The organism is Streptomyces sp. 4N509B, assembly GCF_052245655.1.
Lineage (GTDB): Bacteria > Actinomycetota > Actinomycetes > Streptomycetales > Streptomycetaceae > Streptomyces.
Map to the genome: position 1 here is coordinate 78,270 of NZ_JBQQBZ010000029.1, position 17,795 is coordinate 96,064.

Annotated in this window: 16 protein-coding genes; 11 read left to right on the top strand and 5 right to left on the bottom strand. The window is 75.5% G+C overall.

Going from position 1 to position 17,795, the window contains the following annotated elements:
• Positions 1-320 precede the first annotated feature (320 nt).
• Positions 321-1,268 (bottom strand): DUF3027 domain-containing protein, encoded by a 948-nt coding sequence (locus ACTWP5_RS23810; RefSeq protein WP_443223124.1) that lies wholly within the window; start codon positions 1,266-1,268, stop codon positions 321-323.
• A 688-nt stretch (positions 1,269-1,956) separates the two neighbouring features.
• On the opposite strand from ACTWP5_RS23810, the gene ACTWP5_RS23815 reads away from it, so the two are divergent.
• From ACTWP5_RS23815 to ACTWP5_RS23830, 4 genes are all read left to right on the top strand, one after another.
• The gene (locus ACTWP5_RS23815) at positions 1,957-3,369 is read left to right on the top strand and encodes an MFS transporter (RefSeq protein WP_443223125.1); all 1,413 of its coding nucleotides are present in this window, start codon (positions 1,957-1,959) and stop codon (positions 3,367-3,369) included.
• A gap of 99 nt (positions 3,370-3,468) precedes the next feature.
• The gene (locus ACTWP5_RS23820; protein WP_443223126.1) at positions 3,469-4,080 is read left to right on the top strand and encodes a hypothetical protein; all 612 of its coding nucleotides are present in this window, start codon (positions 3,469-3,471) and stop codon (positions 4,078-4,080) included.
• 77 nt (positions 4,081-4,157) lie between these two features.
• Positions 4,158-4,991 (top strand): futalosine hydrolase, encoded by an 834-nt coding sequence (locus ACTWP5_RS23825; protein WP_443223127.1) that lies wholly within the window; start codon positions 4,158-4,160, stop codon positions 4,989-4,991.
• Positions 4,984-5,859: a 1,4-dihydroxy-6-naphthoate synthase gene (locus ACTWP5_RS23830; RefSeq protein WP_443223128.1), complete on the top strand. Its 876-nt coding sequence runs from the start codon at positions 4,984-4,986 to the stop codon at positions 5,857-5,859. Before ACTWP5_RS23825 ends, ACTWP5_RS23830 begins: the two co-directional genes overlap by 8 nt.
• A 93-nt stretch (positions 5,860-5,952) precedes the next feature.
• On the opposite strand, the gene ACTWP5_RS23835 is transcribed toward ACTWP5_RS23830, so the two are convergent.
• The gene (locus ACTWP5_RS23835) at positions 5,953-6,336 is read right to left on the bottom strand and encodes a cold-shock protein (RefSeq protein ID WP_443223129.1); all 384 of its coding nucleotides are present in this window, start codon (positions 6,334-6,336) and stop codon (positions 5,953-5,955) included.
• Between the two features lie 473 nt (positions 6,337-6,809).
• Positions 6,810-7,454 carry an HAD family hydrolase gene (locus tag ACTWP5_RS23840; protein ID WP_443223130.1) on the bottom strand — a complete coding sequence of 215 codons (645 nt, stop codon included), beginning with the start codon at positions 7,452-7,454 and terminating at the stop codon, positions 6,810-6,812.
• A 76-nt stretch (positions 7,455-7,530) separates the two neighbouring features.
• On the opposite strand from ACTWP5_RS23840, the gene ACTWP5_RS23845 reads away from it, so the two are divergent.
• From ACTWP5_RS23845 to ACTWP5_RS23860, 4 genes are read left to right on the top strand one after another with little or no spacing between them, the layout of a single operon-like run.
• Entirely contained in the window at positions 7,531-8,637 is a 1,107-nt protein-coding gene (locus tag ACTWP5_RS23845; protein WP_443223131.1) for a FecCD family ABC transporter permease, read from the top strand.
• The gene (locus ACTWP5_RS23850) at positions 8,634-9,782 is read left to right on the top strand and encodes a FecCD family ABC transporter permease (RefSeq protein ID WP_443223132.1); all 1,149 of its coding nucleotides are present in this window, start codon (positions 8,634-8,636) and stop codon (positions 9,780-9,782) included. The genes ACTWP5_RS23845 and ACTWP5_RS23850 overlap by 4 nt, the downstream gene beginning before the upstream one ends.
• A gap of 2 nt (positions 9,783-9,784) precedes the next feature.
• The gene (locus tag ACTWP5_RS23855; protein ID WP_443223146.1) at positions 9,785-10,891 is read left to right on the top strand and encodes an ABC transporter ATP-binding protein; all 1,107 of its coding nucleotides are present in this window, start codon (positions 9,785-9,787) and stop codon (positions 10,889-10,891) included.
• Positions 10,888-11,907 (top strand): ABC transporter substrate-binding protein, encoded by a 1,020-nt coding sequence (locus ACTWP5_RS23860; protein WP_443223133.1) that lies wholly within the window; start codon positions 10,888-10,890, stop codon positions 11,905-11,907. The genes ACTWP5_RS23855 and ACTWP5_RS23860 overlap by 4 nt, the downstream gene beginning before the upstream one ends.
• Here the strand turns inward: ACTWP5_RS23860 and ACTWP5_RS23865 are convergent.
• A complete protein-coding gene (locus ACTWP5_RS23865) occupies positions 11,904-14,204 on the bottom strand; it encodes a sensor histidine kinase (protein WP_443223134.1) in 2,301 nt (766 codons plus the stop codon). The two genes, ACTWP5_RS23860 and ACTWP5_RS23865, sit on opposite strands and share 4 nt — an antisense overlap.
• The gene (locus ACTWP5_RS23870) at positions 14,176-14,952 is read right to left on the bottom strand and encodes a response regulator (protein WP_443223135.1); all 777 of its coding nucleotides are present in this window, start codon (positions 14,950-14,952) and stop codon (positions 14,176-14,178) included. The genes ACTWP5_RS23865 and ACTWP5_RS23870 overlap by 29 nt, the downstream gene beginning before the upstream one ends.
• A gap of 229 nt (positions 14,953-15,181) precedes the next feature.
• On the opposite strand from ACTWP5_RS23870, the gene ACTWP5_RS23875 reads away from it, so the two are divergent.
• The 3 genes from ACTWP5_RS23875 to ACTWP5_RS23885 are packed head-to-tail and all read left to right on the top strand — an operon-like array spanning position 15,182 to position 17,756.
• Complete coding sequence (locus ACTWP5_RS23875; RefSeq protein WP_443223136.1) at positions 15,182-15,781, top strand: hypothetical protein; 600 nt, start codon at positions 15,182-15,184, stop codon at positions 15,779-15,781.
• On the top strand, positions 15,778-17,052 hold the full coding sequence (locus tag ACTWP5_RS23880) for a peptidoglycan-binding protein (protein ID WP_443223137.1): 1,275 nt from the start codon (positions 15,778-15,780) through the stop codon (positions 17,050-17,052). Before ACTWP5_RS23875 ends, ACTWP5_RS23880 begins: the two co-directional genes overlap by 4 nt.
• Positions 17,049-17,756 carry an ABC transporter ATP-binding protein gene (locus ACTWP5_RS23885; protein WP_443223138.1) on the top strand — a complete coding sequence of 236 codons (708 nt, stop codon included), beginning with the start codon at positions 17,049-17,051 and terminating at the stop codon, positions 17,754-17,756. Before ACTWP5_RS23880 ends, ACTWP5_RS23885 begins: the two co-directional genes overlap by 4 nt.
• Positions 17,757-17,795 lie beyond the last annotated feature (39 nt).

The window sequence follows — 17,795 nt, forward strand, 5'->3', positions numbered from 1 at the left end:
GGCGTCGTCCAGGGGCTCGTCGGTGCTCACGGGTGCGACAGTACCGCCTCCCCCAGGGCCAGGTTTCAGGATGGCCGGCACAGCCCCACCAGCCCTCACACCCGTCACGCCCCGGGCGGGGACGGAACGGCGGAAAGAGGGTGTTACCCGCAGGTCTTCCGAGGTTTTCCGATACTTTCCGAGCCGAGGCGCCCTCCCGAGCCCCGGCACCGGAGCACCGGAGCACCGGAGCACCGGAGCGCCCTGGGCCGACGGCTCAGGGCGTCGGCCACGCCGTCGGGTCGGGCAGACGGGTCACGCCGTCGGGTCGGGCGGACGGGTCAGAGGGGGTCGGCGCCCAGGTGGTCGATGACGGGGGGCGCGGGCGGCTCGGGCTTGGGGGCGCCCGCCGCCTCCGAGTGCGCCCCGCAGCCGTAGGCCAGGGACACCACCCGCCCGTCGGCGGGCGAGTACTCGTTGGCGCACACGCCGAACGACTGCCGCAGCGAGCCCGCCATCGGCACCAGGAACCCGCAGCTGACACACGAGGCGGGCGCGGCCTGCGCCATGGGGGCGTCGGCCCCGAAGTGGTCCGCCCAGCGGTCGGCCGCGTCGTGCAGCCCGTGCCAGGACAACACCCGGCGCCGGCCGAGTCCCAACTCCACAGCGACCTCGGCGACGGTGCCCCGTCCCGGACCCGCCTCGCCCGTCTGGCTCTCCGCCTCCGCCCCGGCCAGGACCTCCGGGCCCGCCTCGCCGGCGGCCTCGACGTAGCCGGGCTCCAGCCTCGGGTCGTCGAGCTCGGTCGGCAGCAGGTCCCCCGGGCGCAGGTCCCCCGGGCGCAGCCGCTCGCTCCACGGCACCCACTCGGGGGCGAGCAGCGCGTCGGGCCCGGGGGTCAGCGCGACCTCGTCGACGGTGACGTGCTTGGCGCGGGAGGCGCGGGCGACCGTCACGCCCCAGCGCCAGCCCGGGTAGCCCGGCTCCTCGCTGGCGAAGAAGTGCGTGACCAGCCGGTCGCCTTCGGCGACGACACCGAGGTGCGGGCCGAGGGGCTGCGGCCTGGCCGCCTGCTCCGCCGCCTCCCTGGCCAGCTCCACGGCCTCGGCGCAGAGCCGGTCGGGCGTGCGGCTGCGGGGGCGGCCGGACGCTCCGCCGCCCGCCGTCGCACCAGACGCGCCGCCACCGGAGGTGCCGCCGCCGGACGCGCCGCCACCGGACTCCTCGCCACCCGTCGCCCCGCCACCGGTCGCGTCGTTGTGCGTGTCGGCACTCGACGGACTGCTCATCGGACCCATACGTATCGACTCTCCTACGCCGTTGTCCGGTGCGACCCCGCTGTACCGAGCCGACGGAGCGGCCGCCCGGCCGGGCGTGTCCGCCCGGTCTTGCCAGGGCCGCTGCGACGTCGAGCCGTACGCGTGCCGTGCGGACGTGCCGTGCCGTGCCCGTTCGCGGCACGGGCGCGGTCCACGCACGTGACACGAACACGACGCGGTCACCTGCGGGCGCAGCGCGAACGCGGAGCGGGCGTGCCGGCACGAAGCTGTACGTACGGAAGGGGGCGCACCAGCCGACCACGCTACCGCACGCGGCCGGCCGACGAGACGGCGGCGATCCCCTCGCCGCCACCGGTGATCCCCGCACGCTTCCCGGTCCCGATCCCGAGCCGGTCCCGCGTCGGTCCCGAGTCGGTTGTGGCGTGATCCCACCGTCATGACCTCGACATGACACCGACACACCACCGCGGCCCTCCGCGTCGGACACCTGCCTCGTGCGTGTCGGACACGACTCCCACCCGGTGCCCCGCCCGGCACCCCACCCGCACCCCGCCTCCTCGCGCCGCCCGTACCCCGCGCGCCCCGTCCGCGCCACCGCCTCCGCGTCACCGTCCGCGTCACCGCGCCGTGGTGTGTCCGTGGGAACCAACGGCGCTACGGGGGGAGAACCCTCCGCGTATTGCTTACGCTGGCTGGCGTGGTAGCTGACAGCTCGTCCGGATCGTCGTCCGGCACGAAGGGCCAGGGAGACGCCTCCCCGGCCGTTCGTGCCGTCGCCGCGACCGGTCGCGTGCTGCACGCCGCGCCGCTCGCCGTCGGCCGACGCATCCGTCGCGCCACCCACGCCCACGGCGCCGGCGAGACCGGCCTCGGCCGGCTCATCGAGCTGCACGCGGTCCACTCGGCCGGCGACATGCTCATCACGATGGCCCTGGCCTCCACCATCTTCTTCTCCGTCCCCACCGACGAGGCCCGCGGCCGGGTCGCCCTCTACCTGGGCATCACGATGGCGCCGTTCATCCTGCTGGCGCCCGTGATCGGCCCGTTGCTCGACCGCGTGCCGCACGGGCGGCGCGCCGCGATGGCCGGCGCCCTGCTCGCCCGCGGCATGCTGGCGCTGGTGATCGCCAGCGCCGTCGTCAGCGGCGGCCTGGAGCTGTATCCGGCGGCGCTCGGCGTGATGGTCTGCTCGAAGGCGTACAACATCGTGCGCGCCGCCGTGGTGCCCCGGCTGCTGCCCTCGCAGATCTCCCTCGTGAAGGCCAACGCCCGGATAACGCTCACGGGCCTCATCTCGGCCGGCGCCGCCGCCCCGCTGGGCCTGGCGCTCAACGCGCTGGGCGAGCGCTGGCCCCTCTACGCGGCCTGCGCCATCACCGTCTTCGGTTCCTTCCTCTCCTTCCGGCTGCCCCACACCGTGGACCTCGCCCGCGGCGAGCGCACCGTCCACCTGGCGGAGCTCGCCGAGACCCGGGCCGCGACGCGCGGCGGAGGCGGGGGCGGCGGAGGCGGCCGGGTGCTGCGCGGCACCGAGTCCCCGGTCTTCAAGGCCCTCATCGCCAACGGCTCGCTCCGCGCGCTCTCCGGCTTCCTCCTCTTCTTCCTGGCGTTCCTGCTGCGCGACGACCCGCTGCCGGGGCTGACGGCGGAGGTGTCGTTGGGCCTGGCCGGCCTCGCCGCCGGCCTGGGCAACGCCTCGGGCAACTTCCTCGGCAACTGGCTGCGCGACCGGGCCCCGGAGCTGATCGTGCTGAGCTGCCTGCTGCTGGCGCTGGCCACGGCGGGCACGGCGGCGCTCGCCTTCGGCGTCGTGACGGTGACGGCGATCGGCGCCGTGGCAGGGGTGTGTCAGGCGCTCGGGAAGCTGTCGCTGGACGCGATGATCCAGCGCGACGTGCCCGAGGTGGTCCGCACCTCGGCCTTCGCGCGTTCGGAGACGGCGCTCCAGATGTCGTGGGTCCTCGGCGGCTCGATCGGCATCGCGCTCCCGCTGGACGGGACGGTCGGCATGGCGGTGGCGTGCGGGCTGGTCCTCGTCGGGACGGCGGCCACGGTGCGGAGCCTGCTGTCGGCCGCCCGGCGGGGGGCGTCCCGGCCCCGCCTGTTGTGAGGCGGCCGGGGCCGGGTCGGTGCGGCAGCAGCGTGACTCCCCTGGTGACACGGCACACGCCCGCCGCCCGCGACGCGGTCCGGCTTGTAGCCTGCGGCCATGACCCTCACCCCCCTCACGGCCGGGCGGGCGCTGGTGGCCGGTGCCGCGTCGCTGGGGCTGTTCGCTCTCGCCGGCTGTGAGAAGCCGAGCCCGAACGCGCACTTCACGCTCGGCTCCGCCACCTCCTCCCCCGAGGCGGCGGCGGACTGCTGGACGGAGGGCGGGGCACTGAGCGACGAGCGGGCCAGGCAGTGCCTGGCGGGCACGGTCAGCGGGGGCGTCAGCGACAGGCCGGAGCGGGGCCCTTCGTTCACCGTCCGCTCGGGCGAGACGTTCCGGGTGGGCGTCGACCCGGAGATCGCCGACGACGGCTGGCTGCTCTTCGTCAACGGCCAGCCCTACGGCCTCGAACCGTTCACGGGCACCTACCGCAGCTTCCGCGCCACCGACCTGTTCGCGGTGGCGCAGCGGAACCAGTCCCCCAACGAGCTCCCGGCCCCCGGCTCCCTCGCGATCAACGTGGTGCAGGTCAGCGAGGAGTACGAGCTCGGCGCGATCTTCTCGGCGCGGACGCAGGCCGACTTCGAGCTGCTGCTGTACTCCTCCCTCCAGGGCGTCTGGGACGCCCGCCTGGAACCCGAAGGATTCGAGGCGGAGCGCGAGAGCTAGAAAAGTAGCTGGAACAGTAGCCAGGACAGGTACGACCGAGGACGAGGACGGACGAGGGAAGAGGGAGGGGCGGCCCCGTGCACGTACTGGTGGTGACGGCCGTCGCGGCCGAACGCGACGCGGTCCTCGCGAGCGCGGGCGCGACGGAACCGGCGAGGGACGCGACGGGACACTCCTCGCCGGTCCGGTCGCCCGTCCGGTCGCCGGTCCGGCTGCCGGGCAGCGTGTGGGAGCTGCACCGCGCGGGCCCCCTCGACGTGCTCGCCGCCGGCGTCGGCCCGGCCGCGGCGGCGGCCGCGACCGCGACGGCCGCCTCCACCGCGGCCCGCGTCCGGCGCCCCTACGACCTCGTCGTCTCCGCCGGCATCGGCGGCGGCTTCCCGGGGGTGGCCGCGGTCGGGAGCGTCGTCGTGGCCTCGTCGATCGTCGCCGCCGACCTCGGCGTGCGGACCGCCGACGGGTACACGGACGTCGCCGCGCTCGGGTTCGGCCGGGTGGCACACGAGCCGCCGCCCGCCCTGGCCCGCGCCGCCGCCGAGGTGGCCGGCGCCGTCCTCGGACCCGTGCTGACCGTCTCCACCGTCACCGGCACCGCCGAGCGCGGCGCCGAGCTGGCCGAGCTTCACCCCGGGGCGGCGGCGGAGGCGATGGAGGGCTTCGGCGTCGCCGAGGCCGCCGCGGGGCTCGGCGTTCCCGTGCTGGAGGTGCGGGCGATCTCCAACGCGGTCGGCCCCCGGGACCGCGCCGCCTGGCGCATCCCCGCCGCGCTGGCCGCCCTCACCGACGCGTTCGCCCGCGCCACCCCCGCGCTGCGCCGGGCCGTCGAGCAGGCCGACGGGCAGACCGCCGCGCACGCCGGCGCTGACGCCGACGAAACCCACGAGACCCGAGGAGCGAGCTGCCATGGCTGACCGGCCGCTGAGCGTCACCTACTCCCCCTGCCCCAACGACACCTTCGTCTTCCACGCCTGGTCCCACGGCCTCGTGCCCGGCGCCCCACCCGTCGAGGTCACCCACGCCGACATCGACGTCACCAACGACCAGGCGGAGCGCGGCGCGGGCGACGTCCTGAAGATCTCCTACGCCGCCCTGCCGTGGGTCCTCGACACCTACACCCTGCTGCCGTGCGGCGGCGCGCTCGGCCGTGGCTGCGGCCCCCTGCTGCTCACCCGCGAGGCGGACCGCGCGCCCGAAACGCTCGCCGGCCGCACCGTCGCCGTCCCGAGCGAGCGCTCCACCGCCTACCTCCTCTTCCGCCTCTGGGCGGCGGCGAACGTGCCGGGCCGCGGCGTCGGCGAGGTGCTGGTCATGCCGTTCCACGAGATCATGCCGGCGGTCCGCGACGGCAAGGTCGACGCCGGCCTGGTGATCCACGAGGCCCGCTTCACCTACCAGGACTACGGGCTCCACCAGCTCGCGGACATGGGCGAGTTCTGGGAGTCCACGACGGGCCACCCCATCCCGCTGGGCGCCATCGTCGCCCGCCGCGACCTCGGCGAGGAGCGGCTCGCCGCGATCACCGACGCCATCCGCGCCTCCGTGCGCATGGCCTGGGACGACCCGGCGGCCAGCCGCGCCTACGTGCGGGAGCACGCGCAGGAGATGGACCCGGAGGTGGCCGGCGCCCACATCGGCCTGTACGTCAACGACTTCACCGCCGACCTCGGCACCGACGGGTACGCCGCCGTCCGTGACCTGCTGGAACGAGCGGCGGCGCAGGGCCTGGTGCCTCCGGTGCCCGAGGCCGCGCTGCTCGCGACGGCACGTCAGGCACCGTGAGACATCAGGCACCGTGAGACGTTCAGGCACCGTGAGACATCAGGCACCACGCGGGGCAGCCCTCAGACGGGACAGCCCTCACACGGGCGGGCCTCAGACGTCCAACTGGTCGGCGACCGCGCGAAGCATGCCCGCGATCTTGCGGCCGGACTGGCGGTCGGGATACCGGCCGCGCTCCAGCTGCTGCGTCATACCCTCGAGCAGCGTGGTGAGGTCCTGCACGATCGAGGCGAGCTCGTCCGGCTTGCGGCGCTGCGCCGCGGCGACCGACGGCACGGGGTCGAGCAGGGTGACCGACAGGGCCTGGTCGCCCCGGTGCCCGGCGACCACGCCGAACTCGACTCGCTGGCCCGGACGAAGCCCCTCGATGCCGTTGGGCAGAGCGGAGGAGTGCACGAAGACGTCACCGCCGTCGTCACGGGAAAGGAAGCCGAAACCCTTCTCGCTGTTGAACCACTTGACCTTGCCGGTAGGCACGTGTCCTCGTCCTCGCACTCGTCCTGGCCACCCACCGGCCAGCGTCTTCGCCAAGAGATCGCCGTGAGCAATCGGGCGGGCCACGCGACCCGCCTTCTCCCAGGCTAACCGCACAGGGCCCGGTGACAAGATGGCGCCGGGCGGTTTCGGAGGATCACTGTCCCGCCTCCATCGCAAGTATGCTCACCCGCGAGGCCATCCATCCGTGATCACGCCGAAGGGCGGGGCCAACGGCCGTAATCAGCCGCTTTCCGGCCGGGAAGAGCCTCGGGCCGGAGTCGAGGTCGGCGCCGGTCCGACGCGAGGTCAGAGGCACGGTCCGAAGCAAGGCAGAGGCGAGATCAGAAGCGGGATCAGAGGCGAGGTTCGGACGGGCCCCGTCGGGTGCCCGACGCCGGGTCAGGACGCGACGTCGACCCTGTCTCCGGCGGGCGCCCTGCCGGGAGCAGAGCCGGGGGAGCGGTAGGGGCGGCTCAGGCGACGTCGTCCGCGAGGTGGTTCGCGAGCCAGTCGGGGAACGCCGTCAGGTCCGGCAGCACCACCGACGCGCCCGCCGCGCGCAGTTCCTCCGCCGAACACGGACCGGTCGGCACCGTCACCGACAGCGCCTCGGCCGCCGCCGCGCCCCGCACGTCGCCCACGTGGTCGCCGACGTAGATCGACGCCTCGTGCGCCCGCAGCGCCGCCGCCTTGGCCTCGGCCCACAGGGAGCCGACGACCGCGTCGGGCTCCATGCCCAGGTGCTCGATGTGCAGCTTGGCGTTGGGCTGGTGCTTGGCGGTGACGACGACGGCCCGGCCGCCGTGGGCGTGGACGGCGGCGATGGACTCCCGCGCCCCGGGCATGGCCGGCGTGGCGGCGATGGCGGTGTCCACGTACATCGCGCGGTACCGGTCGCCGACCTCGGGGATGCGCTCGGGCGGGAACCAGTGCGCCAGCTCCTCCTCCAGCGGCGGCCCGAGGCGGGTGACGGCCAGCTCGGCGTCGATGAAGACGCCCGTCTCGGCGGCGAGGGCCTCGTAGGTCGCTCTGATGCCGGGACGGGAGTCGATGAGGGTCATGTCGAGGTCGAAGCCAACGGTCAGCCGGCTTCCGGGCGCATCGGGCATGGGCACCATTGTGCCCCGCCCTTGCCCGTATATTAGGCACGCCTTACCTAACCGGGAGCCCGTTTGGCCTGATCTTGGAGCACGCATGCCGCCACCAGCCGAGGTACCGCGCCAGCCTTCGCTGGCAGCGACAGGCGCGGTCGTGGCGGGCGAGGCCACGGGGCGCGAGGCCACGGCGCGCGAGGCTCGGCCGCGTGAACGCGCCCGGCGGCGGCTCGCCTGGCTCACGGCCGGCGTGCTGGCGGTGTGCGTCGCGGTCCTGCTGAGCCTCGCGTTCGGCAGCCGCTCGCTGTCGACGGGCGAGGTGTGGGACGCCCTGCTCAACGGCGGCGAGGACCCCGCCGACCGGGTCGTGCGCGAGCTGCGGCTGCCCCGCACCCTCGTCGGGCTGATGGTCGGCGCCGCCCTCGGCATGGCCGGCGTCGTCCTCCAGGGCCTGACGCGGAACCCGATCGCCGAGCCCGGCATCCTCGGCATCAGCCAGGGCGCCTCCGTCGCCGTCGTCCTCGCTATCGCCTACGCGGGCGTGCACACGCTGGCCGGATACGTGTGGTTCGCCTTCGCGGGCGCGGCGCTCGCGGGCGTCGTGGTCTACGGGATCGCGGCACGCGGGCGCGGCGGCGCGACGCCGGTGAAGCTCGCCCTCGCGGGCGCGGCGATCAACGCGCTGCTGGCGGCCGTCACCCTCGCCGTCCTCACCACCCAGGCCGCGACGCTCGACGAGTTCCGGTTCTGGCAGATCGGCTCCCTCTCGGGGCGCGACGCGGAGATCGCCGCACGGGTGTGGCCGTTCCTGCTGGTGGGGACCCTGCTGGTGATCGGCGTGGCGCGCGGGCTCGACGCCCTGGCGCTCGGCGAGGACGTGGCCAGGGGCCTCGGCCAGAACGTGGCGGCCGTGCGGATCACCGGCGGGCTCGGCGCGGCGGTGCTGACGGGCGCCGGGGTGGCGGCGGCGGGGCCGATCGCGTTCGTCGGCCTGGCCGTGCCGCACCTGGCGAGGGCGCTGGTGGGTGGCGACCACCGGTGGCTGCTGCCGATGGCCGCGCTGCTCGGGCCGGTGGTGTTGCTCGTCTCCGACACCGTGGGCCGTCTCCTCTTCCCACCCTCGGAGGTCCCGGCGGGGGTGATGACGGCGCTGATCGGTGTGCCGTTCCTCGTCGCGCTCGTCCGCCGCAGGGCGGTGACGGCATGACGCGCAACGTCGAGCACCACGCTGGGCAGCGCGCCGGGCACCCAGCCGGGCACCCCGCCGGGCTCGCCACCCCGCACGGGGCTCCGGCGCGGCCCACCGGCTACGTTCCGCTGCGCCGCCCCGCCCGCCCGAGCGTCTCGTTCCTGCTGCACCGCAGGTCCGTGGCCGTCGTCGGCGTGCTGCTCGCCCTGCTGGCCGGCGCCTGCCTGGCCAGCCTCTGCCTCGGCGAGTCGACCGTCGCGCCCGCCGAGGCGGTGCGGGCGGTCCTGGGCCTCGACTCGGACGCGGACTTCGTCGTCGGCACGCTGCGGCTGCCGCGCCTGACCGTGGGGCTGCTGGTCGGCGCCGCGCTCGGCGTCGCCGGGGCGCTGATCCAGACCGTCGCCCGCAACCCGCTCGCCAGCCCCGACGTCATCGGCGTCACCCACGGCGCCGCCGCCGCGACCGTCGCCGCCCTGACCTACGGCCTCGTCTCGGCCGCCGCCCTGCCGTACCTGTCGGTCGCCGGCGGCCTGGCCGCCGCCGCCCTCGTCTACCTCTTCGCCTGGCGCGGCGGCCTGCACGCCGCCCGCTTCGTGCTCGTCGGCATCGGCTTCGCCATCGCGCTGCGCTCCGTCACGCAGCTCTTCCTCACCGAGGGGGACCACGTGGTGGCGCAGCAGGCCCTGGTGTGGATGACCGGCTCGTTCAACGGCCGGGGCTACGACCACGCGGCGCCGCTGGCCTGGGCGCTGCTGCTCCTGCTGCCGGCCGTGGCGTGGGCGGCCCGCGCGCAGCGCGAGGTGGTGCTGGACGACGACACCGCCACCGCGCTCGGCGTGCGGCTGAACCGCACCCGCCTGGGCCTGGCGACCCTCGGCGTGCTGCTGGCGGCGCTCGCGACGGGCGCGGGCGGCCCCGTGGACTTCGTGGCGCTGCTGGCCCCGCAGATCGCGCGCCGCCTGACGCGCACCGCGCAGATCCCGCTGCTGTGCTCGGCGCTCGTCGGCGCCGTCATCACGGTCGCGGCGGATGTGGTGGCGCGGATGCTGCTGTCCCCCACCGAGCTGCCCGTGGGCGTCGTCACGGCGGTCGTGGGGGCGCCGTACCTGCTCTGGCTCATCGTCAACAACCGCGCCAGCAACCGCACCGGAGGCCGTTCGTGAGCATGAGCAGGGACAGGAGCAGGAGCGGTCACGGCGAGGAGGCGGCGGCCCCCGCCGCCCCCCGGCTGCGGGCGCGGGAGCTGACGCTCGCCTACGACCAGGGCCACGGCGGGCAGCGGCGCGGCGGGCAGGGGCGTGGCCCCGACGGCCGGGGTCGCGGGCGGGCGCGGGTCGCGCCCGTCGTCGAGGGGCTCGACCTCGACATCCCCGACGGGCGGGTCACCGTCATCGTCGGCCCCAACGCCTGTGGCAAGTCCACCACCCTGCGCGCCCTGGGCCGGCTGCTTCGGCCCCGGCACGGCACGGTCCTGCTCGACGGGCAGGAGCTGGCCCGGCTGCCGACACGACAGATCGCGCGGACGCTCGGCCTGCTGCCGCAGTCGCCGACCGCGCCGGAGGCGATCACCGTCGCCGACCTGGTCGCGCGGGGGCGGCAGCCGCACCAGCGGTGGTGGCAGCAGTGGTCGACGCGCGACGAGCGGGCGGTCACGGACGCGATGGCGCGCACGGACGTCGCGGCGCTGGCCGACCGGCCCGTCGACGAGCTGTCGGGCGGGCAGCGGCAGCGTGTGTGGCTGGCGATGGCGCTGGCGCAGGAGACGGACGTGCTGCTGCTCGACGAGCCGACGACGTTCCTCGACATCGCCCACCAGGTGGAGGTCCTCAACCTGGTGCGGCGGCTCGTCACCGACCCGGCGTCGGCGACGGACCAGGAGGGCGGCGCGGCGCGCACCGTCGTCCTGGTGCTCCACGACCTCAACCAGGCCGCCCGCTACGCCGACCACCTGGTCGCGATGCGGGACGGCGCGATCGTCGCGCAGGGGCCGCCGGGTGAGGTGGTCACGGCGCGGCTGGTGGAGGAGGTCTTCGGGCTGGAGGCCGTCGTCGTCCCCGACCCGGTCACCGGCTCGCCCCTCGTCGTCCCCAGCGGGCCCGTCCCCACCGCGACGCCCGGCGGCGCCGGCGGCGGGGGCGTCGCGGGCACGGCCGAGACATCCGACGCATCCGACACCACGAGCTCCGCCGATACCACGAGCTCCACCGGCTCCACCGGCTCCACCGGCAGCGCCAGCACCGCCGGCACGTTCAGGAAGGCACCTCTCACATGAACCGCTCCGCCCGCTCCCCCCGGCCCGGCCGTCGCGCCCGACGCCCCCTGACGCTCGCCGCGTCGCTCGCCGTCCCGCTCGCCCTCGCGCTCACCCTCAGCGCCTGCGGCAGCGAGGACGACGGCGCGGAGGGCGGCGCGGAGGGCGGGTCCGACGGCGGCAACGCCGAGACGCACACCGTCGAGACCGCCAACGGCCCCGTGGAGGTGCCGCGCGACCCACAGCGGGTGGTCGTCCTCGACACCGGCGAGCTGGACACCGCGCTGACCCTCGGCATCACCCCGGTCGGCGCCGTCCACGCCGTCGAGGAGAACGACTTCCTCGGCTACTTCCCGGCCGAGGAGCAGGAGGGCATCACCGACGTCGGAGCCATCACCCAGCCGAACCTTGAGCTGATCCACGAGCTCGACCCGGACGTGATCATCGGCAGCAACATCCGCGACGCCGACCGCTACGACGAGCTCTCGGAGATCGCGCCGACCGTCTTCGCCGAGGACACCGGCGACACGTGGAAGGAGAACTTCCTGCTCTTCGCCGACGCCCTCGACCGCGCCGACGAGGCCCAGCAGATCGTCGCCGACTACGACGCCCACGTGGCGGAGGTCGTCGAGTCCCTGGGCGGCGCGGAGGCGGTGGCAGAGCAGGAGGTGAGCGTGCTGCGCTTCATCGACGGCGCCGACGCCCGCCTCTACGGTCCCCAGAGCTTCATCGGCACCGTGCTGACGGACCTGGGCGTGGGCCGCCCCGCGATCCTGGAGGAGGCGGAGGACGGCTTCGCCGTCGAGATCAGCCCCGAGCAGGTCGACAAGGCCGACGGCGACGTCATCTTCTACTCCTCCTACGGCTCCACGGACGGCTCCGGTGAGGACGCGGCCGTCGGCGGGCCGCTGTGGGACACCCTCGGCGCCGTCCGCGACGACCGGGTCCACCGCGTCGACGACGACCTGTGGTTCCTCGGCATCGGCTACACGGCCGCCAACCTGATCCTCGACGAGATCGAGGAACTTCTGGCCTAGCAGTCTCCCGGGGTCCGGACCCGGTCCGCACCGGCGTCCGCGCCGGCCTCGGTGCCCGCGTCGGTGTCCGCGTTGGCGTCGGTGGCGGTGTCGGCGTCGGTGGCGGTGTCGGCGTCGGCGTCGGCGTCGGTGGCGGTGTCGGCGTCGGCGTCGGTGTCGGAGGGGCGGTGGACGGGGGCCGGGAGGCGGATCGTGAAGACCGCTCCCCCGCCCGGCCCGTTCGCCGCCGTCACCGTGCCGTCGTGCGCCTCCACCAGGTGTTTCGTGATGGCCAGACCGAGTCCGCTGCCGCCCGTGCTGCGGCTGCGGGAGGGGTCGGCGCGGTAGAAGCGGTCGAAGACGCGCGGCAGGTGCTCCGGCGCGATGCCGCTCCCGGTGTCGGACACCGTCACCACCACCGACTCCTCCCCCGTGCCCCCGCCGTCCCCGGCCCGGGCCACCGCCACCTCGACGGTGCCGCCGGCCGGCGTGTGGGTGACGGCGTTGGAGACGAGGTTCCCCAACGCCTGCCGGAGCCGCGCCGGGTCGGCGAGGACCGGGACGGGCCCCGCCCCGTCGGCCGGTGGTTCGACCCGCACCCGCACCGTCACGCCCGCCGCCTCGGCGCGGGCGCGGTGGGCGGCGACCGCCTGCGCGGCCAGGTCCGCCGCGTCCCGCTCCTCCGGGTGGACGCGCAGCATCCCGGCGTCGGCGAGCGCCAGGTCCTGGAGGTCGCGGACGAGCCGTTCCAGCAGCCCCGCCTCCTCCAGCAGCGAGCTGACCAGGGCCGCGTCGAGCGGCACCACGCCGTCCTCGGCGGCCTCCAGATGGCTGCGGACGTTGGCCAGCGGGGTGCGCAGCTCGTGCGCGACGTCGCTGACGAGGGCCTTGCGCTGCCGCGCGCCCGACTCGATCGAGGCGGCCATGGCGTTGAACGCGGCGGCCAGGCGCGCCACCTCGTCGCCGCCGCGCCTGGCGCGGACGCGGACGCGGGCGCTGTGGTCGCCGGCCTCCATGCGTTGCGCGGCGCCGGTCAGCGCGAGGATCGGCCGGACCAGTCGCCGCCCGGCGACGACGGTGACGAGGGCGGTCACGAGCAGCACCCCGGTCACGGTCGCGGCGGTGCGCCACCAGCCCTCGGCGGAGAACGGGGAGAGCCCGTCGCCGGTGCCGAGGTAGAGCTCGGCGGGCGGGGCGACGAACGGGCGGGCCGCCGCGACGTGGGCCGTCTCCTGGCACTCCGTCCAGCGGGGGCCCGGTGACGCGGCGTCCGCGGGGCCGTGGCCCCTCCCGCCGCCGTGCCCGTTCTCGCCGCCGTTCCCGCCGCCGTTCCCGTTCCCGCCGTCGTCGCCGTCGTGACCGTCGCGGTCCGGTGGCAGGACGGCGCGCAGGCCGTTGGCGTCCACGGCCAGCTCGTAGGGCAGGCCCTGCGCGGCGAGGCAGGCCGTGGCGAGTTCGACGGCCCGCTCGTTGAGCTCGCGCGCCGCCGCGCTGGGCTCGTACAGCTCCTGCGGCACGCACTCCTCGGCCTCCGCGCGCGAGCCCCGCTCCCAGCCGTCGGCCTCGCCAGGACCGCTGCCGATCTCCGTGGTCAGCAGCTTCCCGACGCCGCTCGCCGAGGCGGGAACGGTGGAGAGGTGACCGGGGGTCGCCGTGACGGTGGCGTCGATGCCCTTCTCCTGGAGGCAGGCGATCGCCTCCTCGGCCACCTCGCTCCGGCGCCGCTCCTCCGCCTCGGTCATCTGCCACCCGTGGACGGCGAGCGTCAGGCGCGGGTACGCCGACGGCGTCGCCGCCTGCTGGTCCTCGCTGTCGGTGTACGGCGCCAGGGGCGCCTCGGGCGGCTGCGCGGCGTCGATCAGGGCGGCGGGTGTGGAGGGCCGGTCGGCCTCGCCCTGGCCGAGGAGGCGGGCGGAGTCGACGATCGACTCGCCGTCGGGAGTGGTGAGCTCGATCCGCCGGCCCGTGCGCTGCGCCAGCTCCGCCACCAGCGGTGCGACGCCGTCCCAGTCCTGGTGTTCGCGGGCGTGGGCCAGGAGCGCGTCGCGGATGGCGCTGTCGGTCTCCAGCAGGGAGGCGCTGGACTCGACCTCCTCGCGGAGCTGGTTGCCCGTGCCGTAGCTCGCGAGCAGCGCGGTGGCGACGACGGCGAGCGAGGCGACGGCGAGCGAGAGGCCCAGCAGCCGCAGACGCAGGCTGCGACGCGGCGGGCGCGGGGCGCGCGGAAGACGGAGGGAACGCGGGAGGCGGAGGGCACGCGGGAGGCGGAGGGCACGCGGGGCACGCGGCCTACGGCGCGGCGGGCTCGACGTTCTCACGCCGCTCACCGTTCTCCCGCTGCTCCCGCTGCTCCCGCTGCTCCTGCTGCTCCGGGTCGGCGAGCTTGTACCCCACGCCGTAGACCGTCAGGAGGTGGCGGGGGCGGGTGGGCTCGCGCTCGATCTTGCGCCGGAGGTTCATGATGTGGACGTCGATGGTGCGGCCGGTGACCTCGCGGCCGAAGCCCGAGACGTGTTCCAGCAGCAGCTGCCGGGTGAACGCGCGGCCGGGCGCGGCGGCCAGGCACGCCAGGACGGAGAACTCGGCCGGCGTCGTCTCCACCAGCGCCCCGTCGAGCCGCACCTCGTGGCGCGCCGTGTCGATCACCAGGCCCCCCACCTGGTACCGCTCGGGCGGGGCGGCACCCGCGCGGGAGGCGCGGCGCAGCACGGTGCGGACGCGGGCGACCAGCTCGCGCGGGCTGTACGGCTTGGTGACGTAGTCGTCGGCGCCGAGGGCGAGACCGAGGAGCAGGTCGTCCTCGCTGGCGCGGGCGGTGAGCATGATGATCGGGATGTCCGGCCCGCCGGGCAGCCCGGACCTGAGGACCCGGCAGACGTCGAGGCCGTCGACGCGCGGCAGCATCAGGTCGAGCACCAGCAGGTCGGGGCGGCAGCGCCGGGCCTCGTCGATCGCCGCCCGCCCGTCGTGCACGATCGCGGTGGCGTGTCCCTCGCGTTCGAGGAAACGGCGGACGAGGTCCGCGTTCTTGCGGTCGTCTTCGGCGATGAGGATGCGTGCGGGCATGCCCCCGAGTCTCGTGCCGTACGCGTAAGCCCCGCCTAAGAAACAGCCGTCTGACCGGCTCCTGACAGGAATCTGACAGGAACTCCGCACCCTCGGCCGTGTCCGGTGTCCGGTGCTCGGTGCCCGGTGCTCCGGTGCTCCGGTGGGCGATCCGCCCCACCGGGCTTCCCTCCACCGCTCGCGTTCGGCGGTGTTCCCAGCGGTGTTTCAGACGAAGGAGACGGCCATCATGCGGCAGACACGTCGAACAGGACGGACCGGGAGGCGGCCACGGCTGTGGCGCCTGGCGGTCGTCCCGGCCCTGGTCCTGTCCGTGGGAACGGGCCTGACGGCCTGTGGCGGCGGCGACGGGGGCGACGGAGACGGCAACGGCGACAGCGGCGCGTTCGGCGCGGCCGGCGGCGGTGCGGGCGGCGGCAGCCGGCAGGACATGGCCGAGAACGTGCTGGCCTGGTACGACTGCATGCGCGAGAACGGCGTCGACCTGCCCGACCCCGACCCGAACAACCCGGCGATCCGCCTGCCGGAAGGGGGCGCCAACGACCCCGAGGTCCGGGCCGCGCAGGAGGCGTGCCAGGACGAGCTGCCGGGCGGCGGCCCGGGGAACGGCGAACCGCTCACCGCCGAGCAGCTCGACCAGATGCGGGAGTTCACCGCGTGCCTGCGGGAGAACGGCGTCGACATCGCCGACCCGGACGCGAGCGGGATGCTGACCATGCCCGAGGGCATCGACCCGCAGGGGCCCGAGTTCCAGACGGCGATGGGTGAGTGCCAGGAGTTCGCGGCCGGCCTGCCGATGCGGTTCGGCCCGCCCGGGGGTGGCATGTGAACGGCGACACCCACCACCGCCCCGACCGCCCCGTCGACCCGGCCCTCGAGCCCGCCCCCTACTCCGGACCCGACTCGGGACCCGACACCGAACCCGACTCCGGACCCGACACCGGCCGGCGCCCGCGACGGCGTCGCCGCGCCGCCCGGATGACGGGTCTCGCCCTCGGCGTCCTGGTCCTGGCCGGCTCGGGCACCGCCGCCGGGTACTGGCTCAACGACCGGAACGCCACGGCCGACACGCGCGACACGCCCGCCGGCCCGGCCGACACCGCCGAGGTCACCCGCGCGACGCTCACCGCCACCGACAGCTTCGGCGGCACCCTCGGTCACGGCGGCGCCCACACCGTCGCCGCCCAGGGACCCGGCACCGTGACCGGCCTCGCACAGGCGGACACCGCCCTCGAACGCGGCGAGGAGCTGTACCGGGTCGACGAGCGGCCCGTCACCGCGTTCTTCGGTGAGATTCCGATGTTCCGCGACCTGCGCGCGGGCGACGTCGGCACGGACGTGGAGCAGCTGGAGCACAACCTCGCCGCGTTGGGCTACGGCGGCGAGGGCTTCGCGGCGGACGAGGAGTACACGGCGGAGACCGAGGAGGCGGTGCGCGCCTGGCAGGCGGACCTCGACGTCCCGGAGACCGGCGTGGCCGCCCGCGCCGCCCTCGTGTTCGTCCCGAACGGCGCCCGGGTGGACGGCCTGCACGCGGAGGTCGGCGACGTGGTGGCGCCGGGCACGCCGGTGCTCGACGTCACGGGCTCGGAACAGGTCGTCAGCCTCGACGTCGGGATGGAGGACCGGGACCTGCTGCCCGTCGACGCGGAGGTCACCGTCGAGCTGCCGGACGGCCGGACGGTCGCCGGGACGGTGACGGCCACCAGCGTCTCCTCCCAGGGCGCATCCGGGGCCTCGGGGAGTTCAGGAGCTGCCGGCGCGTCGGGGTCGTCCGGCGCGGGCGGTGGCGAGGAGGCGGCCGGCTCCGACGACGCCGTGGCGCACGTCGAGGTGAGCCTCGCCGAGGAGGTCGACGCCTCCCTGCTCGGCTCGCCCGTCGACGTCGTCGCGACCCTTGAGGAGCGTGAGGACGTGCTGGTCGTCCCCGTGAGCGCGCTGCTGGCGCGGCCCGACGGCGGCTACGGCCTGGAGGTCGTGGCGGCCGACGGCACCACCAGCGTCGTGCCCGTCGAGGCCGGGCTCTTCGCCGACGGCCTGGTCGAGATCGTCGGCGGCTCCGTCGAGGAGGGCGCCGTGGTGGGGGTGGCCGGCCGGTGAACGCCCCGCCCGCCCGCGACGTCGTGCACCTCGACGACGTCCGCCGCGTCTACCCGGGCCACCCGCCCGTCCGCGCCCTGGACGGCGTGAGCCTGCGCATCGACGCGGGCGAGATGGTCGGCATCGTCGGCCCCTCAGGCTCGGGCAAGTCCACGATGCTGAACGTGCTGGGCACCCTCGACCGGGCCGACTCCGGCGAGGTGCGCATCGACGGCCACGACGTGAGCCGGCTCAACGACCGGCAGCTGTCGGCGCTGCGCGCCCGCCGCATCGGCTTCGTCTTCCAGCAGTTCTTCCTCTCGCCCGGCGTGACGGCGCTCGACAACGTCGCCGACGGCCTGCTCTACACGGGCCTGCCGCCCCGGCGGCGGCGCCAGCTCGCGCGCCGGACCCTCGACCGCGTCGGGCTCGCCGACCGGGTCCACCACCGGCCGCACGAGCTCTCCGGCGGTCAGCGGCAGCGCGTCGCGGTGGCGAGGGCCCTGGTGGGCACGCCGTCGCTGCTGCTGGCCGACGAGCCGACGGGCGCGCTCGACTCCGCCTCGGGCGCGGCCGTGCTGAAGCTGCTGCACGAGCTGCACGACGCCGGCACCACGATCGTCGTCATCACCCACGACCACGGCGTGGCCGCCGAGCTTCCCCGCCAGGTCCACATCCGCGACGGCCGCGTCGAGGCCGACGAACGAACGGACCGACCGTCATGAGCCCTCCCCCGCCCCCGCCCCCGCGCGCGGCTGGTTCCC

What these genes read in the sequence shown, in the direction of transcription:
- ACTWP5_RS23870 (WP_443223135.1), bottom strand. Translation starts at nt 14,952, where the DNA reads ATGCCCGCACGCATCCTCATCGCCGAAGACGACCGCAAGAACGCGGAC.
- ACTWP5_RS23820 (WP_443223126.1), top strand. Translation starts at nt 3,469, where the DNA reads ATGACCCTCACCCCCCTCACGGCCGGGCGGGCGCTGGTGGCCGGTGCC.
- ACTWP5_RS23850 (WP_443223132.1), top strand. Translation starts at nt 8,634, where the DNA reads ATGACGCGCAACGTCGAGCACCACGCTGGGCAGCGCGCCGGGCACCCA.
- ACTWP5_RS23830 (WP_443223128.1), top strand. Translation starts at nt 4,984, where the DNA reads ATGGCTGACCGGCCGCTGAGCGTCACCTACTCCCCCTGCCCCAACGAC.
- ACTWP5_RS23840 (WP_443223130.1), bottom strand. Translation starts at nt 7,454, where the DNA reads ATGGTGCCCATGCCCGATGCGCCCGGAAGCCGGCTGACCGTTGGCTTC.
- ACTWP5_RS23845 (WP_443223131.1), top strand. Translation starts at nt 7,531, where the DNA reads ATGCCGCCACCAGCCGAGGTACCGCGCCAGCCTTCGCTGGCAGCGACA.
- ACTWP5_RS23860 (WP_443223133.1), top strand. Translation starts at nt 10,888, where the DNA reads ATGAACCGCTCCGCCCGCTCCCCCCGGCCCGGCCGTCGCGCCCGACGC.
- ACTWP5_RS23810 (WP_443223124.1), bottom strand. Translation starts at nt 1,268, where the DNA reads ATGAGCAGTCCGTCGAGTGCCGACACGCACAACGACGCGACCGGTGGC.
- ACTWP5_RS23875 (WP_443223136.1), top strand. Translation starts at nt 15,182, where the DNA reads ATGCGGCAGACACGTCGAACAGGACGGACCGGGAGGCGGCCACGGCTG.
- ACTWP5_RS23855 (WP_443223146.1), top strand. Translation starts at nt 9,785, where the DNA reads ATGAGCAGGGACAGGAGCAGGAGCGGTCACGGCGAGGAGGCGGCGGCC.